Source organism: Xanthomonas sp. 1678 (genome assembly GCF_031455575.1).
Taxonomy (GTDB): Bacteria; Pseudomonadota; Gammaproteobacteria; order Xanthomonadales; family Xanthomonadaceae; genus Xanthomonas_A.
Map to the genome: position 1 here is coordinate 16,397 of NZ_JAVDSZ010000019.1, position 16,705 is coordinate 33,101.

The 16,705-nt window shown below is 70.7% G+C and carries 15 protein-coding genes and 1 pseudogene; 8 read left to right on the forward strand and 8 right to left on the reverse strand.

Annotation, left to right across the window (positions count from 1 at the left end):
* Nucleotides 1–12 precede the first annotated feature (12 nt).
* Nucleotides 13–366, reverse strand: coding sequence for a hypothetical protein (locus J2Y70_RS21570; protein ID WP_263396318.1), 354 nt, complete (start codon nt 364–366; stop codon nt 13–15).
* A gap of 138 nt (nt 367–504) precedes the next feature.
* Between J2Y70_RS21570 and J2Y70_RS21575 the strand changes: the two genes are divergently transcribed.
* Together J2Y70_RS21575 and J2Y70_RS21580 are read left to right on the forward strand one after the other, a co-directional pair.
* Nucleotides 505–738: a hypothetical protein gene (locus tag J2Y70_RS21575; RefSeq protein ID WP_185814797.1), complete on the forward strand. Its 234-nt coding sequence runs from the start codon at nt 505–507 to the stop codon at nt 736–738.
* A gap of 82 nt (nt 739–820) precedes the next feature.
* Nucleotides 821–1,858: an SDR family oxidoreductase gene (locus tag J2Y70_RS21580; protein ID WP_309922403.1), complete on the forward strand. Its 1,038-nt coding sequence runs from the start codon at nt 821–823 to the stop codon at nt 1,856–1,858.
* Nucleotides 1,859–1,924: 66 nt separating this feature from the next.
* Here the strand turns inward: J2Y70_RS21580 and ligD are convergent, their stop codons facing one another.
* From ligD to J2Y70_RS21605, 5 genes are all read right to left on the reverse strand, one after another.
* On the reverse strand, nt 1,925–4,489 hold the full coding sequence (gene ligD, locus J2Y70_RS21585; RefSeq protein ID WP_309922405.1) for a DNA ligase D: 2,565 nt from the start codon (nt 4,487–4,489) through the stop codon (nt 1,925–1,927).
* Nucleotides 4,490–4,507: 18 nt separating this feature from the next.
* Nucleotides 4,508–4,684 carry a DUF3606 domain-containing protein gene (locus tag J2Y70_RS21590; protein ID WP_309922407.1) on the reverse strand — a complete coding sequence of 59 codons (177 nt, stop codon included), beginning with the start codon at nt 4,682–4,684 and terminating at the stop codon, nt 4,508–4,510.
* 232 nt (nt 4,685–4,916) lie between these two features.
* Nucleotides 4,917–5,231: an Atu4866 domain-containing protein gene (locus J2Y70_RS21595; protein WP_309922477.1), complete on the reverse strand. Its 315-nt coding sequence runs from the start codon at nt 5,229–5,231 to the stop codon at nt 4,917–4,919.
* A 53-nt stretch (nt 5,232–5,284) separates the two neighbouring features.
* Nucleotides 5,285–5,821 carry a nuclear transport factor 2 family protein gene (locus tag J2Y70_RS21600; protein ID WP_309922410.1) on the reverse strand — a complete coding sequence of 179 codons (537 nt, stop codon included), beginning with the start codon at nt 5,819–5,821 and terminating at the stop codon, nt 5,285–5,287.
* Nucleotides 5,822–5,825: 4 nt separating this feature from the next.
* Entirely contained in the window at nt 5,826–6,896 is a 1,071-nt protein-coding gene (locus J2Y70_RS21605) for an aldo/keto reductase (RefSeq protein WP_309922413.1), read from the reverse strand.
* Nucleotides 6,897–7,046: 150 nt separating this feature from the next.
* On the opposite strand from J2Y70_RS21605, the gene J2Y70_RS21610 reads away from it, so the two are divergent.
* From J2Y70_RS21610 to J2Y70_RS21625, 4 genes are all read left to right on the forward strand, one after another.
* Nucleotides 7,047–7,925: an AraC family transcriptional regulator gene (locus J2Y70_RS21610; protein WP_309922416.1), complete on the forward strand. Its 879-nt coding sequence runs from the start codon at nt 7,047–7,049 to the stop codon at nt 7,923–7,925.
* Between the two features lie 198 nt (nt 7,926–8,123).
* Entirely contained in the window at nt 8,124–8,510 is a 387-nt protein-coding gene (locus J2Y70_RS21615; protein ID WP_263111790.1) for a BlaI/MecI/CopY family transcriptional regulator, read from the forward strand.
* Nucleotides 8,511–8,513: 3 nt separating this feature from the next.
* On the forward strand, nt 8,514–10,394 hold the full coding sequence (locus tag J2Y70_RS21620; RefSeq protein ID WP_309922421.1) for a M56 family metallopeptidase: 1,881 nt from the start codon (nt 8,514–8,516) through the stop codon (nt 10,392–10,394).
* Between the two features lie 65 nt (nt 10,395–10,459).
* Nucleotides 10,460–11,572: a saccharopine dehydrogenase NADP-binding domain-containing protein gene (locus J2Y70_RS21625; protein WP_309922424.1), complete on the forward strand. Its 1,113-nt coding sequence runs from the start codon at nt 10,460–10,462 to the stop codon at nt 11,570–11,572.
* Nucleotides 11,573–12,047: 475 nt separating this feature from the next.
* On the opposite strand, the pseudogene J2Y70_RS21630 reads toward J2Y70_RS21625, so the two are convergent.
* A pseudogene (locus J2Y70_RS21630) lies at nt 12,048–12,857 on the reverse strand (ribonuclease H-like domain-containing protein); the annotation flags it as partial.
* 522 nt (nt 12,858–13,379) lie between these two features.
* A complete protein-coding gene (locus J2Y70_RS21635) occupies nt 13,380–15,875 on the reverse strand; it encodes a DEAD/DEAH box helicase (RefSeq protein ID WP_309922427.1) in 2,496 nt (831 codons plus the stop codon).
* A gap of 170 nt (nt 15,876–16,045) precedes the next feature.
* Between J2Y70_RS21635 and J2Y70_RS21640 the strand changes: the two genes are divergently transcribed.
* Together J2Y70_RS21640 and J2Y70_RS21645 are read left to right on the forward strand one after the other, a co-directional pair.
* A complete protein-coding gene (locus J2Y70_RS21640; protein ID WP_309922430.1) occupies nt 16,046–16,327 on the forward strand; it encodes a type II toxin-antitoxin system RelE/ParE family toxin in 282 nt (93 codons plus the stop codon).
* A gap of 14 nt (nt 16,328–16,341) precedes the next feature.
* Nucleotides 16,342–16,632: a HigA family addiction module antitoxin gene (locus J2Y70_RS21645; RefSeq protein WP_263396306.1), complete on the forward strand. Its 291-nt coding sequence runs from the start codon at nt 16,342–16,344 to the stop codon at nt 16,630–16,632.
* Nucleotides 16,633–16,705: the final 73 nt, after the last annotated feature.

Here is a 16,705-nt window from a genome sequence, read left to right on the forward strand (position 1 = left end):
CGGCCGTCCGCATCAACCGCAATACAGCGTGGTGATGTTGTTGGTCGGACCGACCTCGATGGTCAGGCGTTCGCCGCCGCTCTCGCCGGCGCCGCGGGTCGCACTGTCCACGCCGCTGGCGGTCGCGCCGCTGCGATCGACGCTGCTGTTCACCACCTGCACCTGCAGGCTGTCGCTATCGACGCGGGCGCGCTCGACGGTGGTCTGCGCGGCGGCCAGGCCGACCGCGCCGCGCACCTTGTCGACGTGGCACTGGCCGGAGATGACGCCGTCAATGGGCTGCACCTGGGCGATCTGGGTGGTGCTGCAGGCACCGAGCAGCAGGCAGGCGAACGGAACGGCGAGCGCGAACGGGTGGCGGATCATGGGGCATCTCCTTCGATGAATAGCGCGAGCCTGTCGCGGTCGATGTTTGCGTGGCATGAAGAGCGCAACGCCAGGCTTCACCTGGCGTGGCCGCCGGCCCGGCCACACTGTCGCCTCCCAGCCAACCGGAGCCGAACCATGGCCACCTGCGATGTCTGCGGCAACGACTACGACAAAGCCTTCACCCTGACCCAGGGCGCGCGCAGCGGTACCTTCGATTCGTTCGAGTGCGCGATCCACGCCTTCGCCCCGCACTGCAGCCACTGCGACTGCCGCATCGTCGGCCACGGCGTGGAAGCCGGCGGACGCATGTTCTGCTGCGCGCATTGCGCCCAGCATGCCGGCGTCGAGGGCGTCGCCGACCGCGCCTAGCGTTTCGCCCTGTCCTCGGTCGCAACGGCGATCGTCCACATCAGCGGCGCCGCGCGCCGCGCCCACTTCCGGAGCACTGCCGATGGCCTCCCGCCGCAAACCTCCCGCCGCCTCCAAGTCCGCCTCGTCCAAGCCGGCCAGTGCCGCTGCCGCCGGCGCCGCCGGCAAGACCGCGCAGAAGCAGCGCGCGCTGCAGCGCGAGGTCGACGCGGGCGAGAAACAGGCCAAGGCCAAGGCCAAGAAATCCGCGCCGACCCAGGCTGGCACGCGCAAGCAGCCGGAGACGATGCCCAGGCAGCACCTGCGCAAGCCCGGCAAGGAACAGGACCTGGCGCTGCAACCGCGCTTCGACGCGCCAGACTACGTGGGCAGCGGCAAGCTGCGCGGCATGAGCGCGATCGTCACCGGCGCCGATTCGGGCATCGGCCGCGCGGTGGCGGTGCTGTTCGCACGCGAAGGCGCCGACGTGGCGGTGCTGTACCTGGACGAGCACGAGGACGCGCAGGTGACCCGCGCGCACGTGGAGAAGGAAGGCCGCCGTTGCCTGACCATCGCCGGCGACGTGAAGGATCCGGCGTTCTGCCAGGACGCGGTGGCGCAGACCGTGCGCGCCTTCGGCGGGCTCGACGTGCTGGTCAACAACGCCGCCTTCCAGTTGCATTGCCACGCGCTGGAGGACCTCAGCGACGAGCACTTGCAGGAAACCCTGCAGACCAACATCGCCGGCTACTTCCACATGGCGCGCGCGGCCTTGCCGCACCTCAAGCGTGGTGCGGCGATCATCAACAGCGGTTCGGAGACCGGCCTGTTCGGCAGCAAGTCGCTGCTCGACTACTCGGCGACCAAGGGCGCGATCCATGCCTTCACCATGGCTCTGGCCAGCCAGCTGCAGCCGCGCGGAATCCGCGTCAACGCGGTCGCGCCGGGGCCGGTGTGGACGCCGCTGAACCCGGCCGACAAGTCCGCCGAGGACGTGGCCGAATTCGGCAAGAGCAGCGCGATGGGCCGCGCGGCGCAGCCGGAGGAGCTGTCGCCGGCCTACGTGTTCCTGGCCTCGCCGATCACCGCCAGCTACATCAGCGGCGCGATCCTGCCGGTGATGGGCGGGCCGCAGGGCTAGCGTGCGCAGCCGCGGGGCCGACAGCGTTCGGCCCCGTCGTCCTTGCCGCGGCGATGCGCCCGGCCGCTATTCCTCCGACGCCGCCCAGCGCGCGAGGTTCTGCTGCACATCGGCGATCCCTTCCCAGGGATCCTTGCGGCGCCGCTTCAGCTTCGCCGGCACGTCGCGCATCTTGAACGCATCGGCGCGGTGCAGCTTGGGCAATTCGCTCCAGGCCAGCGGCATCGCGACCGGCGCGCCGGGACGTCCGCGCAGCGAATACGAGGCCACCGCGGTGGCGCCACGGCCGTTGCGCAGATAGTCGACGAAGATCCGCTTGTTGCGCAGGCGCTTGGTCGCGGTGGCCAGGAAGCGCTCGGGTTCGGACTGCGCCAGCGCGTCGGCGAAGCCGTGCGCGAAGCGCTTGGTCAGGTCCCAGTCGCAGCCAGGGGCGAGCGGTACCACCACGTGCAGGCCCTTGCCGCCGGAGACGCGGAGGAAGGAGTCCAGTTCCAGCTGCGCGAGCAGCTTGCGGATGTCGGTGGCGGCCTTCTTGACCTCGGCGAACGGTACGTCCGGGCCGGGATCCAGGTCGAACACCACCCGGTTGGCCGAGTCGGGATGATCGGCGTACGAACCCCATGGATGGAATTCCAGCGCATTGAACTGCACCAGTTCCAGCAGGCCTGCGGCATCGTTGACCACCAGGTAGTAGGCGTTGTTGCCGGCTTCCTCCTTCAGCCGCACCGAGGACACCAGTTCCAGGCCCGCGGTATGGTGCTTCTGGAAGAAACACGGCCGTTCCGCGCCGCTGGGACAGCGGATGATCGACAGCGGCCGGCCGACGATCTCCGGCAGCAGGTGATCCATGACCGCGCTGTAGTAGTCCCATACCTCCTGCTTGGTGGCGCCGATGTCCGGAAAGATGATCTTGCCGGGGCTGGACAGCGCCGGCGGCACGCGCCCGCCGGCATCGCCGCCGGCGGGTTTGCGGCGACGCTTCGTTGCCGGTGTCGAAGTCGCTGCCTGCGGCGCCGATGCGCCCGGCGGCGCGCGATCCGAATCGCGCAGATCGGCGACGTCCTTGTCCGGCCGCACCGCCTTCAGCGAGGCCTGCCGCAGCAACTGCTGGCCGCCGATGCCGCGGTAGAACACTTCCACCACGAAGCGCGGCGCGAACCAGGTGGCCGCACGCAGATCGGTTTCGGTGGTGGGGACGTGGGCAGTCGGGGTCTTGCCGCCGGCCTTGCCGATCCGCTTGGTCACCTCGCGCAACAAGGTGTCGGAAAAGCCTGAGCCCACGCGGCCGGCGTACAGCCATCCGTGCTGCGGGTCGGGCCGGGCCAGCAGCAGCGAACCGAAGCCGGAACGGCTGCCCTTGGGCGCGGTGTAGCCGACCACGGCGAACTCGTCGGAGATCAGCTGCTTGGTCTTGCGCCAGTCCTCGCTGCGGCCGCCGTGATAGCCGCGGTCGGCGCGCTTGGAGATGATGCCCTCGAAGTGCTGCTCTCCCGCCATCTGGAATGCGGCCTCGCCATCGCCTTCGATGTGCGAACTGAAGGCCAGGTGCGCATCGGCGCCGTGCAGCAGCTCCTGCAGCAAGGCCTTGCGCGCGACCAGCGGCGCATCGGCGATGTCGACGCCGTCGATGTGCAGCAGATCGAACAACGCCAGCGCCAGCGCCGCCTGGCGTTCGCCGGACAGCACCGCCTGCAGCAGGTTGAAATCCTCCTTGGTGCCCTTGCCCGCGATCAGCTCGCCGTCCAGCGCCGCCGATTTCAGGCCCAGTGCGGCGATGGCATCGCGCACCTCGGGAATCTTGTCGGTCCATTCGATCGCATTGCGCGACCACAGGCGCACCGCGCCATCGGCGATGGTGGCGAGGATCCGGTAGCCGTCCCACTTGATCTCGTGGATCCAGTGCTCGCCCTTGGGTGGGGCGTCGCCGAGCTTGGCCAGCTGCGCCTCGAACGGCCCGGTCGGCGCCGCTGCGCGCTTGGCCTTGGGCAGAGCCAGCGCCCGCTTCGCCCAGTCGGTCTTTTTCGCCTTGCGCGGCAGCGCGACGGCGATCAGCGCCTTGCGCTTGTTCGGCTTGCCCGCGCCGGCGCGCTTGAGATCCTCCGGCGGCGGCGCGGTCACGTCGGCGAGCAGGTCGTCCGCCTCCACGTCGCTGGCGAACGCATCGTCTTCCTTGAACAGCAACCACTGCGGCTGGCGCGCCGGCTTGCCGGAACGCACCAGGTGCCAGCCGCCCTTGAGCTTGGTCCCGAACAGTTCGAAGCGCAGGTGGCCCTTGGCCAGTTGCGCTTCGGGATCGCCGGCGGTGCTCCACACGCCATGGTCGAACTGCGCGACATGGCCCCCGCCGTATTCGCCCTTGGGAATCTCGCCTTCGAAACCGGCGTAGTCGACGGGGTGATCCTCGACCTCCACCGCCATGCGCTTGACCTTGGGATCGTAGCTCGGTCCCTTCGGGACCGCCCAGCTCTTCAGGGCGTCGCCCACCTGCAGCCGGAAATCGTAGTGGCGGCGACTGGCGTGGTGCAGTTGCACCACGAAGATCGGGCGCTGTCCTTGCGGCAGCGCCTTGCCCGGCTCCGGCTCCCGGGTCTTGTCGAAGCTGCGTTTGCGGCGGTATTCGGCAAGGCTCATCGCGTGGGCCTGGCCAGGCTACTTGCCCAGGTGCGCGCGCACGGCCTCGGCCGTGGGACCGGCAACCTCGACGGCCGCACGCAGTTCGTCGGCGGAGACGCCGAGCGTCTTGGTCCAGTACTGCAATTCATAGTCCTCGTTGACGTTGATGCGGTCGCGGTCCGGGGAACCGGCATTGTTCTTGTCGTCGCTCATGCGGATGCTCCTGCTCACGGTGGGAAGCGCCGCGGCGTCGGGACGCCGGCGGCTGTCGATGGCCGATACGCGTGCCGGTCGCTGTGCGGCGGCGGCGCGCGTTGTCTACGAACTTCTAATCGCGCGGGCGTCGGCTCGACGTGAACGGTGGAGACCTTGGATGCGCGAGCGGGAGGACGCGCGTGCTGCGCCAGGTTCGCGCCGTCGCCTCGCCCCTGCCGCATGACGCCGGCTATTTCTCGCGATGGAACACCATCCCGCCGTGGTGCAGTTCGTCCTGGCCGACGAACGTGCCGTCCGCGGTGAAGCCGGTATCGTCCCAGTAGTCGATGTGGTTGCCGTCGATCGCATAGCGGCCCTGGTAGGCGCTCCGGCGCGATCCGCGCGCTTCGTCGTAGCGGCCGTTGGGCAGCAGTTCCTGGCGGATCCGGCCATCGGCCGTGACCCACATGCCCAGATAGGGATGCTGTTGCATGGTGTCGCCTCGTGTCGGTACAGCGGGTGGGGAAGCGCCGGGTGCGTTCGTCTGCGCGCTTGCGGCGGCAATCGCGGCGGCGGCGAACGCTGTCGCCAGACCGCAACGCCGTGCGTTCGCGCGCGTCACTGCGCACCTTCGCGCGCGGGAATGCGGCGCAGTACGTCGTCGTAGGCGGCGAGGTCGAGGAAGGCATGCGCCTCGACGGCCTTTGCGCCATCCATGCGGAAGATCCACACATAGCGATTCCGGTAGGGGCGGCCATCGCGCGCGACGGCTCGGCCCTCCCACTGCGCGATGACGTGGTCGCCGTCGGCCCAGATCCGTCTGGAAACCGGCCGCACCGGCTCGCGCAGGCGAATGACGAAGGGGCGCACGGCATGCGCCATGAACGCATCGCGGCCGCGATAGGTGCCCGCGCTCGGGCCGGAGCCTTCGATCGTCCAGACGATGTCGCGGGCGAGCATCTCGTCGAAGAAGCCCGAACCGCCGTCGGCCCAGCGATCGAATGCGGCGCTGACGGCCTGCCGGTTGCGTTCGCTCTTCACGGCCGCTGGCGCTGCCACTGGCGTGGCGTTCACTGGCACCGGCGTGCATGCCGACGCCGACAGGGCGATCGCGACGAGGCTGGCCATGGCTGTCCTGGTACCGATGCACGCCATGGCCTCACCTCCGTCCCTGCACGGTGGAGGTGCCGAAGATCAGTTGCTGGCCCATCGGCCGGCCGATGAAGTTCTGCGGGAAGATCGGCGCGACCGCGCTGGCCTGGTCGAGGCGGACGCGCTGGTCGTCGTCGAACACCACGTCCAGCGCGCCGAAGTTGTCCTGCGCCTGCTGCAGCGTGCGTGCGCCCATCACCGGCGCGACCACGGCCGGGTGCTGCAGCGTCCACGCCAGCGCGACCTGCGCGCGCGACACGCCGAGTTCCCCGGCGATGTCGCCGACCACGTCCGCGATCGCCAGCGCGCGCTCGTTGAGATGGCCCGAGGAGGCGATGACGCCCTTGCGGGTCGCGGACACGCCGGCCTCGTTGGCGTCGGTCAGATCCGCGCGGCCGTACTTGCCGGTCAGGATGCCGCCGCCCAGCGGCGACCACGGCAGCACGCCCAATCCCATGGCCTCGGCCATCGGCAGCAGTTCGTGTTCGACCGTGCGCTCGACCAAGCTGTAGCCGATCTGCAGCGCGACGAAGGGCGACCAGCCGCGCAGCTCGGCCAGCGTCTGCAGTTGCGCCACCCGCCATGCCGGCGTGTTGCAGATGCCGGCGTAGACGATCTTGCCCGCGCGCACCAGATCGTCCAGCGCGCGCATCACTTCTTCCGGCGTGGTGGTGAAGTCCCACGCGTGCAGGTAGAGCAGGTCGATGCGGTCGGTGTCGAGCTGGCGCAGGCTGGTCTCGACCGAGCGCACTAGGTTGAGGCGGTGATTGCCGCCGGAATTGGTGTTGGCCCCGTCGCGCGCCATGGTGAACTTGGTCGCCAGCACGATGCGCTCGCGCTTGTCCTTCACCAATTCGCCGAGGATGCGCTCGGACGCGCCGTTGGTGTAGTTGACCGCGGTGTCGACGAAGTTGCCGCCGCGCTCGGTGTAGGCGTCGAAGATGCGCTTGGCTTCGGTGCGGTCGGCGCCCCAGCCCCAGTCCTCGCCGAAGGTCATGGTGCCGAGCGCGAGCGGCGACACGCGCAGGCCCGAGCGGCCGAGCAGGCGGTACTGGGAGAGGGAAGAGGGTGCGTTCATGAGGCAGGCGCTCCTGGAAAAGTGCGTGGCGCCATGGTTGCGTCGCGGCCGCCTGGAGCGATAGCCGGCTTGTCCGGAATGCTTGCACGATCGTCCGGCGCTGGCCGCATCACTCTTCCAGCGCGGCGGCGGATGTGGAATAAGACGCAGATGACCCTGCAGACGCTGACCGACCTCATCGCCCGCCACGCACCGCACGACGGCACGTTCGACGGCCGGCTGCCGGGCGTGAAGCTCATCCGCGCGTCGATGCCGACCCTGCCCATGCCGGTGATCTACGAGCCGACCGTGTGCTTCGTCGCGCAAGGGCGCAAGCGCGCGATGCTGGGGACCACCACCTACATCTACGATCCGGCGCGCTACCTGGTCGCCTCTGTCGGCTTGCCGGTCATGGGGTCGGTGATCGAGGCCAGCGCCGCGGCGCCGTATCTCAGCCTGCAACTCGATCTGGACCTGGCCGAACTCGGCGAGCTCGCCATCCGCCACCCGTCCACGGCCGACGAAGCGGCCGCCGCGCCGATGGGGCTGACCCTCAACCAGACCACGCCGGCGCTGCTGGACGCGGTCGTGCGCCTGACCAGCCTGCTGGACACGCCGCGCGACATCGACGCGCTCGCGCCGCTGACCATCCGCGAGATCCTGTATCGCCTGCTCACCGGGCCCGAAGGCGGCGTCATCCGGCACATGGCGCAGGCCGACAGCCGGCTCGCCCATGTCGCCCGCGCCATCGTCTGGATCCGCACCCACTTCCGCGAAGCTTGCCGCATCGAGGATGCCGCGCAGATCGCCGGCATGAGCCGCTCCACCTTCCACCAGCACTTCCGGGCGATCACCTCACTGAGCCCGCTCGAGTTCCGCACCCAGCTGCGCATGCAGGAGGCACGCCGCCTGATGGTCAGCGGCGCGCTGGATGCGGCCAGCGCGGGATTCCAGGTCGGCTACGACAGCCCGTCGCAGTTCAGCCGCGACTACGCGCGCCTGTTCGGCATCCCGCCGGCGAAACACGCCAAGCTGCTGCGCGCTTCGTGATGGCCGGCGGCAGGTGGCACGCGGCTGGCTGCCGCGGGTGATGGCGGCGCCGTAGCGGGAGTTGGGCGGCGCTGCCGAGCGCGATGCCAGGGGCGGACTTGGCGTGGCCGCCAATGAGCCACCAATGACCAGTAGCCTATTGACGACAGCTGTCGCCAAAGGTAGGTTGGCGACAAGTGTAGTCATCGGGGTGGACGGATGCGGCGCAAATCGATCGGGGACCAGGAACTGGCCCTGCTGCAGTACATCGCCGAGCAGGGCGAGGCCAGCGTCGGCGAAGTCGCCGCCGCCTTCGGCGAGGCGCGCGGGCTGGCCCGCTCCACCGTGCTGACGATGATGGAGCGGCTGCGCGCCAAGGCCTATCTGCGCCGGCGCCAGGTGCAGGGCGTGTACCGCTACGCCGCCACCGCCGGCCAGGACGACGTGGTGCGCAGCGCGGTCGGCAGCTTCGTCGAGAAGACCCTGCAGGGCTCGGTGTCGCCGTTCGTGGCGTGGATGTCGCAGCGCGCCGAGGTCAGCGACGACGAGCTGGCCGAACTCGAGGCATTGGTGGCCAAGCTGCAATCGCAGCGGCGGGAGGACTGAGGCATGCATACGATCTTCGGCACGACGTTGTTCGAGACCCTGCTGTCGCGGCTGCTGGCCACCAGCGTGCAGGCGGTGGTGCTGGTCGCGGCGATCTGGGCGCTGTGCCGCTGGCTGCCGGCGCTGCCGGCGGCCACCCGCTGCCGGCTGTGGTGGCTGGTCGGCGCGCAGACCGTGCTCGGCCTGCTGTGGGCCGGCGCGCTGAGCCTGCCGGTGCTGCCGGCCGCGCCGGCGCCGGTCGCGGTTGCCGCGACCGCATTGCCGACCGCTTCGCTGCAGGATGCGGGCGCTGCGCCTGCAACTACCTCAACATCGCCGCATCTCACTTCGCAGCAGGCCGTGTCTGCCGCCGCGCCGCTGCCCTGGGCGCAGGCGCTGATCGCGCTGTGGCTGGCGGGCGTGCTGCTCGGCGCGCTGCGCAGTGGCCATGCCTACCGTGCCAGCCGGCGCCTGGTGCGCGCCAGCACGCCGTGCACCGACGCCGCATTGCTGGGCGCCTTGCACCTGGCCGCCGAGGCGCATGGCCTGCGCCGGCCGCCGCAGCTGCGGCTGTCGGCACAGATCGACTCGCCGCAGCTGATCGGGCCGTGGCGGCCGGTGCTGCTGTTGCCGGCGCGGCGCCTGGCGGCGATGCACGCCGACGACCTGGACATGGCGCTGACCCACGAGCTGGTGCACCTGCAGCGCCGCGACCTGTGGTGGGGCCTGCTGCCGGCGCTGGCGCAGCACCTGTTCTTCTTCCACCCGCTGGTGCACCTGGCGGTGCGCGAATACGCGCTGGCCCGCGAGGCCGCCTGCGATGCGGCGGTGGTCGCCGGGCACCGGCACTGCCGGCACAACTATGCGCGCCTGCTGGTGCAGCTGGGCGTGGCGCCGCGACCGGCGGCCGGCGTCGCCAGCGCGTCGCCGAGCTTCGTCAGCCTGAAGCGACGCTTGCTGATGCTGCAGAGCACGGCCTCGTTCTCGCGTCTCGGCGCCGGGCTGATCACCGCCGCGATCGCGCTGGCCGGGGTCATGCCGCTGCGCCTGGTCGCCAAGCCGGTGCCGGCGACCGTGGCGTCGGTTCCTGCGCCAGCCGCCGTGCATGCGGCCCCCGCGAGCGCGGCGGCCCCGGCCCCGGCTGCTCCCGCGGCGACGTCGATCATCGCCAGCGTGCTGGCGCGGCCCGCGCCGGCCGCTCCGGCGACGGTCCCGGAGCCGCCTGCCGCGCCATCGCCGCCGGCGGCTCCCGCGCCACCCGCCGCGCCGGCGCCGGCCGATCCGCTGCTCACCCAGGGCCGCATCACGCTCTCGCGGCACGACGGCGAGGACGCCTACGTGCTGGTGCAGGACGGACACAACCTGATGGATGCGTCGCTGGACGACCTGCGCGAAGCGCGCCGTCTGGCCGGCACCGGTGGAGAATTGCTGTGGTTCCGCCACGACGGCCGCCGCTACGTGGTCCGCGACCCGGCCGCGCTGGCGCGCTTCGAGGCCTTGCACGAACAGAGCCTGCAGCTGGCCGAGGCGCAGGCCGAGTTGGGCGACCGCCAGGGCGATCTCGGCGACCGGCAGGCCGACGTCGGCGAGCGCATGGCGGAACTGAGCGCGCAGATGGCCGAGAGCGCCTCGCGTCACGCCGAGGCGGCGCTCGCCGCCAGCCGCGATGCGAGCACCCAGGCGCAACGCGATCGCGCCGCGGCGCAGCAGGCGACCGAGCGGATGCGCCGGCAGGACATCGGCAAGAAGATCCAGGAACTGGCCAGCCAGCAGGCGCAACTGGGCCTGCGCCAGGCCGAACTGGGCAAGATGCAGGCCGACGCCAGCGTGCACGCGCGGGAGCAGGCGGAAGCGCTGATCCGCCAGGCCATCGCGCAAGGGCTGGCCACGCCGGTCGATGGTTGATTCCCCCTGACGCGGCGGTCGCGCGGATAATCGCCGCGGACGCCGACAGGACGGGGCAGGGCACGATGGCAGGTTGCAAAGTGGTGGTGCTGGGAGGCTACGGCCATTTCGGCGCGCGCATCGTGCGTGCGCTGGCGGCGACGCCGGCGCTGCAGGTGGTCGCGGCCGGCCGCCATCCTGGCGCTGCCACCGCCAACGTAGCCGGCGCGGACCTGCGCGGCGTCGCGGTGTGCCGGTTGGATACGGCCGCCGCGGACTTCTCCGCGCAGCTGGCCGCCACCGGCGCGGACATCGTCGTGCACACCGCCGGGCCGTTCCAGGGCCAGGACTACGCGGTCGCCCGCGCCTGCCTGCAGGCCGGCATGCACTACATAGATCTGGCCGACGGCCGCGCGTTCGTGCGCGATTTTCCCGCCGCGCTCGACGTGCTGGCGCGGCAGGCCGGGCGCACCGCGATCAGCGGCGCCAGCACCCTGCCGGCGCTGTCCAGCGCGGTGGTCGATGCGTTGCGCCCGCGTTTTTCGCAGCTTCACGACATCGACCTGGTCATCGCACCGGCGCAGGCCACGCCGTTGGGCATGGCCACGGTGCGCGCGGTGCTGTCGTACTGCGGCCTGCCGTTCGACTGGTGGTGCGATGGGCGCTGGCAGCGGACGCGCGGGTGGGCCGCGCCGCAGCCGGTTTCATTCGCGCGGCTCGCCCCGCGCCTGGCTGCGCCGTGCGACGTGCCCGATCACGACCTGCTGGTGGCGCGCTATCCCGGCGTGCGCAGCGTGCGCTTCCGCGCGGCGCTGGAACTGCCGTTCCTGCAGCGCTGCCTGGCCGCGCTCGCGCGCCTGCGCGGGCTCGGCGTGCCGCTGCCGATGCGGGCGCTAGCGGCGGCGTTCGCGCGCGCCGGGCGCTGGTTCGACCGCTTCGGCAGCGATCTCGGCGGCATGTCGGTGCAGGTGCGTGGGCTCAAGGATGGCCGCCCGCACGCCCTGTGCTGGGAGTTGACCGCACCGACGCTGCACGGCCCGGAGATTCCGTGCCTGGCCGCGATCCTGCTGGTACGCAAGCTGGCCAGCGGCGCGGCGTTGCCGGTGGGGGCGCATGCGTGCACGGGCCTGCTGACCTTGGCCGAGTTCGAAGGCGAGTTCGCGGCGTGGCGGATCGAGACGGCGGTGCGGGAGCTCTAGCGGTTGCCGCAGGGCAGCCGTTCCTTCTCCCATCGGGACCATGGCCCCCTTTTCGGGGGAAGGTGCCCCGCGGGTGCGATGAGGGTGCGGGCGCAGCCTCGTGCTCCTAACTCCGCGAGACGCTTTCGCGCCGGACCCTCACCCCAACCCCTCTCCCGAGGGGAGAGGGGCTAAGGCAGCTCCCTTCTCCCGTTGGGAGAAGGTGCCCCGTAAGGGGCGGATGAGGGTGCGGGCGAAGCCTCGTACACCTTGATCCGCGAGACGCTTTCGCGCCGTACCCTCACCCCAACCCCTTTCCCGAGGGGAGAGGGGCTCGACGCGCCACGGCTGTTTCCTTCTCCCATCGGGAGAAGGTGCCCCGTAGGGGCGGATGAGGGTACGGGCGCAGCCTCGTGCTCCTAACTCCGCGGGACGCTTTTGCGCCGGACCCTCACCCCAACCCCTCTCCCGGAGGGAGAGGGGCTAATGCGCGGCGCTACGGCGCCTCCACGAACGGCACCACCTCGCGGTCCTCGGCTTCGGCGTCGACCAGGCGCTGCAGCAGCAGTGCCAGGGTCACCACGTCCTGGTGGTTGTGCGCGGCGACGCGGCGCAGGTTGCGCGCGCTGCCGCCGCGCAGGTAGCCCAGCCAGGCCGCCGGCGCTTCGGAGCCGGGCAGGTCGTCCTCGCGCACGATGCGCAGCAGCTGGCGTTCGATCGTGGCCAGCTTGCAGTTCTCCCAGGTGCCGCGGTAGCGGCGGCGGGTCGGGTGCAGCAGGTCCACGTGGTCCAGTGCCGACAGCGGGTCGGCGCAGCGCGCCAGCCGGTAGCGGGTCTTCAGCAGCGGCGCGTCGTAGCAGCGGCCGTTGTAGCTGGACAGCACCGTGGTCGGCGCCAGCCATTCGCGGAACGCTTCGAGCATGGCCTTCTCCGCCCCCATCGTCGCCATCATCAGCTGGCGGATGCGCAGGCCCGGGCCGTCGACGGGGTGCAGATACCAGTCGGCCGCGCCGATCATGAACGCGCGGGTGCCGGTGCCGCCGGCCAGGCCGGTGGTCTCGGTGTCGAAGAACAGCAGGTCCGACGGCTGCACCGCGTCCTCGCGCCGGGCGAACGCCAGCGACAGCGCGGCGGCGGGGATCGGCTGCGGCAGGAACGCTTCGATCAGGTGCAGGCCGGGCGCGATCTCCACCCCCGGCAGATGACGGTCGGCGGCCTGCGGCCGGCGCGGCGCCGCGGCCGGCGCCACCGCGCGTTCGCGCATGCCGAGCAGGCGCCGCAGCGAAGCGACATCGGCGCCGCGTTGGTCGAAGGGTTCGATCGCGATCGGCGGCGCCACTGCGACGGTGCCTCCGCTGTGCGCGGGCGACGGCGGCCGCGGTGTAGGCGGGAGGGGCGCCGCGTCGATGCCGTGCGGTGGCTTGCGCAGCAGCGCGGGCCGGCCTGCGGGCGCCGCCGACCGTGCAGGAGCGCTCGCCGATGCGGTAGTGCCTGCAGCGACCGCATTGCCTGCCGGACGTACGCCCGATGCAGGTGCACGCGGCGTCTCCACGCCCGTATCGCCGGCCTGCTTGCGCAACGCGCGCAGGCGTTCGAGGCTGATGCTCATGCGCTACGCCCCGGCAGCGCGTCGGGATCGGTGTGGATCGCATTGCCTTGCATCGCGTCTTTCAGCAGCAGGCGCAACGCACGCAAGCACTTGCAGTCGGCGTTCATGCGTGCCGCTCCAGCAATGCATCGTAATCCGTGTCGAGCGCGGTCGATGCGTCGTTCACCGTCACGCGCTCCAGAAGCGTGCACGGCACGCGCGAGCACTTGTGGCCGCTCCTCATGCGCTCCACTCCGGCAGTGCATCCAGTTCGTTGTCGATGGTGGTCGTTTCGTCATCCAGCGCCGTGCCGCCCAGCAGCAGGCGCAGCACGTGCAGCGCCAGCGCCTTCGGCGTGGTCGCGCTTTCCTCCTGCGCGGCCAGCACCGGGCCGACGCAGGCCGGGCAGCCGGCCACGCAGTCGCAGCGCTGCACCAGTTCGCGCGCGCGCTGCACCAGTTCGCCCTGGCGCTGCCACAACGGTTCGCTCAGGCCCACGCCGCCGGGGAAGTTGTCGTACAGGTACACGGTCGGCACGAACTGCTGCAGCTCCACGCCGACCGGCTCGCCGTTGTCGCCGCCGCGCAACTGGCCGCGGCCTTTGGCGTCGGCCATCGCGAACCAGGCGCCATCGCCGTCGCCCACCGCCTTCTGCAGGTCGCGCGCGTCGGCCATCACCGCCACCGTCGCCACCACGTGCAGCGCGTAGGCCGCGCCGAGGAAGCCGTCCAGCGCGTCCTGCTTGGAGGCGAAGGCCTTCAGCAGCGTGGCCTGCGGCAGCTGCCACCACACCGCGGTGGTGTGCAGTTCCTGGTCGGGCAGGGTGACCGGGCCGTAGCCGATGTTCTCGTGGGTGTAGTAGCGGATCTTCTTGTAACCGGCCACGCGCCGCACCACGTGCACCTCGCCGTGGTGGCTGTCGCCGCGCCCGGCCGCGCCGCCGTCGAAGCGGTCCAGCACCTTGAGCTTGGTGAAGTCGATGCTGTCGGTGTAGTAGTCCACGTGGGTGCGGGTCACGTAGGCCTTGCGCCCTTCCCAGTCCAGTTTCTCCACCTGGTACGGGGTGCTCTGCACCATGTGGATCGCGCCTTCGTACAGGGTGAGCGCGGCGGCGGAATAGTCAACCTCGGCGATGATCTGCTGCTTGCCGTCGGTCTTGTCCACCACCACGAAATTGCCGTCGGCCACCGAACGCAGGCTCACCGCGTTGGCCGGGTAGCTGTCGGCGATCCACTCCCAGCGGTCGCCCTCCTGGTGCACCACCTCGCTTTCGGCCAGCGCTTCCAGGAACACCGCCGGATCCACCGGGCCGAACGGCTCGCTGGCGACGAAGGTCAGCTCGAACGCGGCGCAGCGGATGTGGTCGAACAGGATCAGCGGCTGGTCCGGGGCGATGCGCGCGTGTTCGGGCGAGGCGTCGGCGAAGAAGTCCGGATGCCGCACCACGTACTGGTCCAGCGGCTGCGAGCTGGCCACCAGCACCCCGAGCGAGGGCTGCTGGCGGCGCCCGGCACGGCCGAAGCGTTGCCAGGTCGCGGCCACGCTGCCGGGGTAGCCGTTGAGCACCACCACGTCCAGCGAGCCGATGTCCACGCCCAGTTCCAGTGCCGAGGTGGAGACGATGCCGTCGATGCTGCCGGCGCGCATCGCGCGTTCAGCCTCGCGGCGTTCGGTCGGCAGGTAGCCGCCGCGGTAGGCGCGGATGCGCGGCGGCTTGCGCGGGTCGTGGTCGAAGATGTCCTTCAGGTACTTGGTCAGCACTTCCACCATCAGCCGGGTCTGCGCGAACACCAGCGTCTTCAGCCCGCTCTTGATCGCGATGCGCGCGATGCGGTTGCTCTGCGAGCGCGCCGAGGCGCGCAGGCCCAGGTCGGCGTTGACCACCGGCGGATTCCACAGCAGCACGTGCTTGTCGCCGGACGGTGCGCCGGACTCGGTGATCGCGTGCACGCGCTGCTCGATCAGCGCCTCGGCATGCGCGCGCGGATTGCCGATCGTCGCCGAGCACAGGATGAACTGCGGGTTCACACCGTAGAACGCGCAGATCCGCTTGAGCCGGCGCAGCACGTTGGTGACGTGGCTGCCGAATACGCCGCGGTAGGTGTGGATCTCGTCGATCACCACGTAGCGCAGGTTCTCGAAGAACTGCGCCCACTTGGTGTGGTGCGGCAGGATCGCCTGGTGCAGCATGTCCGGGTTGCTGACCACGATGTCGCCGTGCAGGCGGATCGCCTGGCGCGCATCGCCGGGGGTGTCGCCGTCGAAGGTGAAGGCCTTCACCCCCAGCTCGCCGGCGCGGTTGAGCTCCAGCAGCTCGGCCACCTGGTCCTGCGCCAGCGCCTTGGTCGGGAACAGGTACAGCGCCTTGGCCTGCGCGGTCATCGCCGCGGCCACCACCGGCAGCGTGTAGCACAGCGACTTGCCCGACGCGGTGGGGGTGACGATGGCCACGTGCTCGCCGCGCTGCGCCGCGTCCCAGGCCTCGGCCTGGTGGCTGTAGAGCTGCTCGATGCCGCGCGCTTTCAGCGCCGCGACCAGCGCCGCCGGTACGTCCTCCGGGATCGGCGCATAGCGGCCCGCGCGGCCGGGGATCATGAAGCTGCCGGTGATGCGGTCGTGGTAGCGCCGCTCCAGCCGCTCGGTCAGCAGCGCGCCGTCGCGCGAAGGCTCGCCGCCGGTGGTGGACAGGGCGCGTTCGGCGTCCTCGGTGCGGCGGGCTAGGGCGTGGGCAGGCATCGGCACGGCTCTCAAAGCGGGACAGGGAAGCGGAAACGCGTCTCAGGGTATGAGACAGCAGCCGAACCGGCGAGGGCAGCTGGCTGAGCGGATTCAGCCAGAGCAGCGCGGCAGGTGCAGGATATGTATGACGTATTGCGTCATATGACGAGTTGCGTTATGGTTGCTGCGTGATTCGGAACTTCGTCGACAAGGAAGCCGAAAAGATCTGGCAGGGCACGCCTTCCCGGCGATTGCCGGCCGACATCCAGGTCGTGGCTCGGCGCAAGCTGCGCATGCTCAACAGCGCGGCCACGCTGGACGATCTGCGGGTTCCGCCGGCCAACCGTCTGGAGGCCTTGAAGGGAGACCGCAAGGGCCAGCACAGCATCCGGATCAACGATCAATGGCGCGTGTGCTTCCAATGGAAGGACGGCGATGCGCTGGACGTGGAAATCGTCGACTACCACTGACCCATCGAGCCGCCATGAAGACCCTGCCCAACATCCATCCCGGCGAAGTCCTGCTGGAGGAATTCCTGACCCCGCTTGGCATCAGCCAGAACGCACTGGCGCGCGCCGCCGGCGTGCCGCCGCGGCGCATCAACGAAATCGTGCTCGGCAAGCGCAGCATCACGGCCGACAGCGCGATCCGGCTCGCCGCCGCGCTCGGTACCAGCGAGCGTTTCTGGCTCGGCCTGCAGGCGGACTACGACCTGGAACAGGCGCGGCGCGCATTGGGCGCGCAGGCGCGCAAGATCGAGCGCATCGCGGCGTAGGCGCGGGCAAGCACCTGGGCCGTTGCCGCAGTGCCGGGCGGCGGCAGCGGTCGCCGCTCGAGAAAGCCGACCT

Coding starts and splice junctions, on each gene's coding strand:
- J2Y70_RS21645 (WP_263396306.1), top strand. CDS start 16,342: ATGAAGACCCTGCCCAACATCCATCCCGGCGAAGTCCTGCTGGAGGAA.
- J2Y70_RS21575 (WP_185814797.1), top strand. CDS start 505: ATGGCCACCTGCGATGTCTGCGGCAACGACTACGACAAAGCCTTCACC.
- J2Y70_RS21610 (WP_309922416.1), top strand. CDS start 7,047: ATGACCCTGCAGACGCTGACCGACCTCATCGCCCGCCACGCACCGCAC.
- ligD (WP_309922405.1), bottom strand. CDS start 4,489: ATGAGCCTTGCCGAATACCGCCGCAAACGCAGCTTCGACAAGACCCGG.
- J2Y70_RS21635 (WP_309922427.1), bottom strand. CDS start 15,875: ATGCCTGCCCACGCCCTAGCCCGCCGCACCGAGGACGCCGAACGCGCC.
- J2Y70_RS21620 (WP_309922421.1), top strand. CDS start 8,514: ATGCATACGATCTTCGGCACGACGTTGTTCGAGACCCTGCTGTCGCGG.
- J2Y70_RS21625 (WP_309922424.1), top strand. CDS start 10,460: ATGGCAGGTTGCAAAGTGGTGGTGCTGGGAGGCTACGGCCATTTCGGC.
- J2Y70_RS21615 (WP_263111790.1), top strand. CDS start 8,124: ATGCGGCGCAAATCGATCGGGGACCAGGAACTGGCCCTGCTGCAGTAC.
- J2Y70_RS21580 (WP_309922403.1), top strand. CDS start 821: ATGGCCTCCCGCCGCAAACCTCCCGCCGCCTCCAAGTCCGCCTCGTCC.
- J2Y70_RS21600 (WP_309922410.1), bottom strand. CDS start 5,821: ATGGCGTGCATCGGTACCAGGACAGCCATGGCCAGCCTCGTCGCGATC.
- J2Y70_RS21570 (WP_263396318.1), bottom strand. CDS start 366: ATGATCCGCCACCCGTTCGCGCTCGCCGTTCCGTTCGCCTGCCTGCTG.
- J2Y70_RS21605 (WP_309922413.1), bottom strand. CDS start 6,896: ATGAACGCACCCTCTTCCCTCTCCCAGTACCGCCTGCTCGGCCGCTCG.
- J2Y70_RS21590 (WP_309922407.1), bottom strand. CDS start 4,684: ATGAGCGACGACAAGAACAATGCCGGTTCCCCGGACCGCGACCGCATC.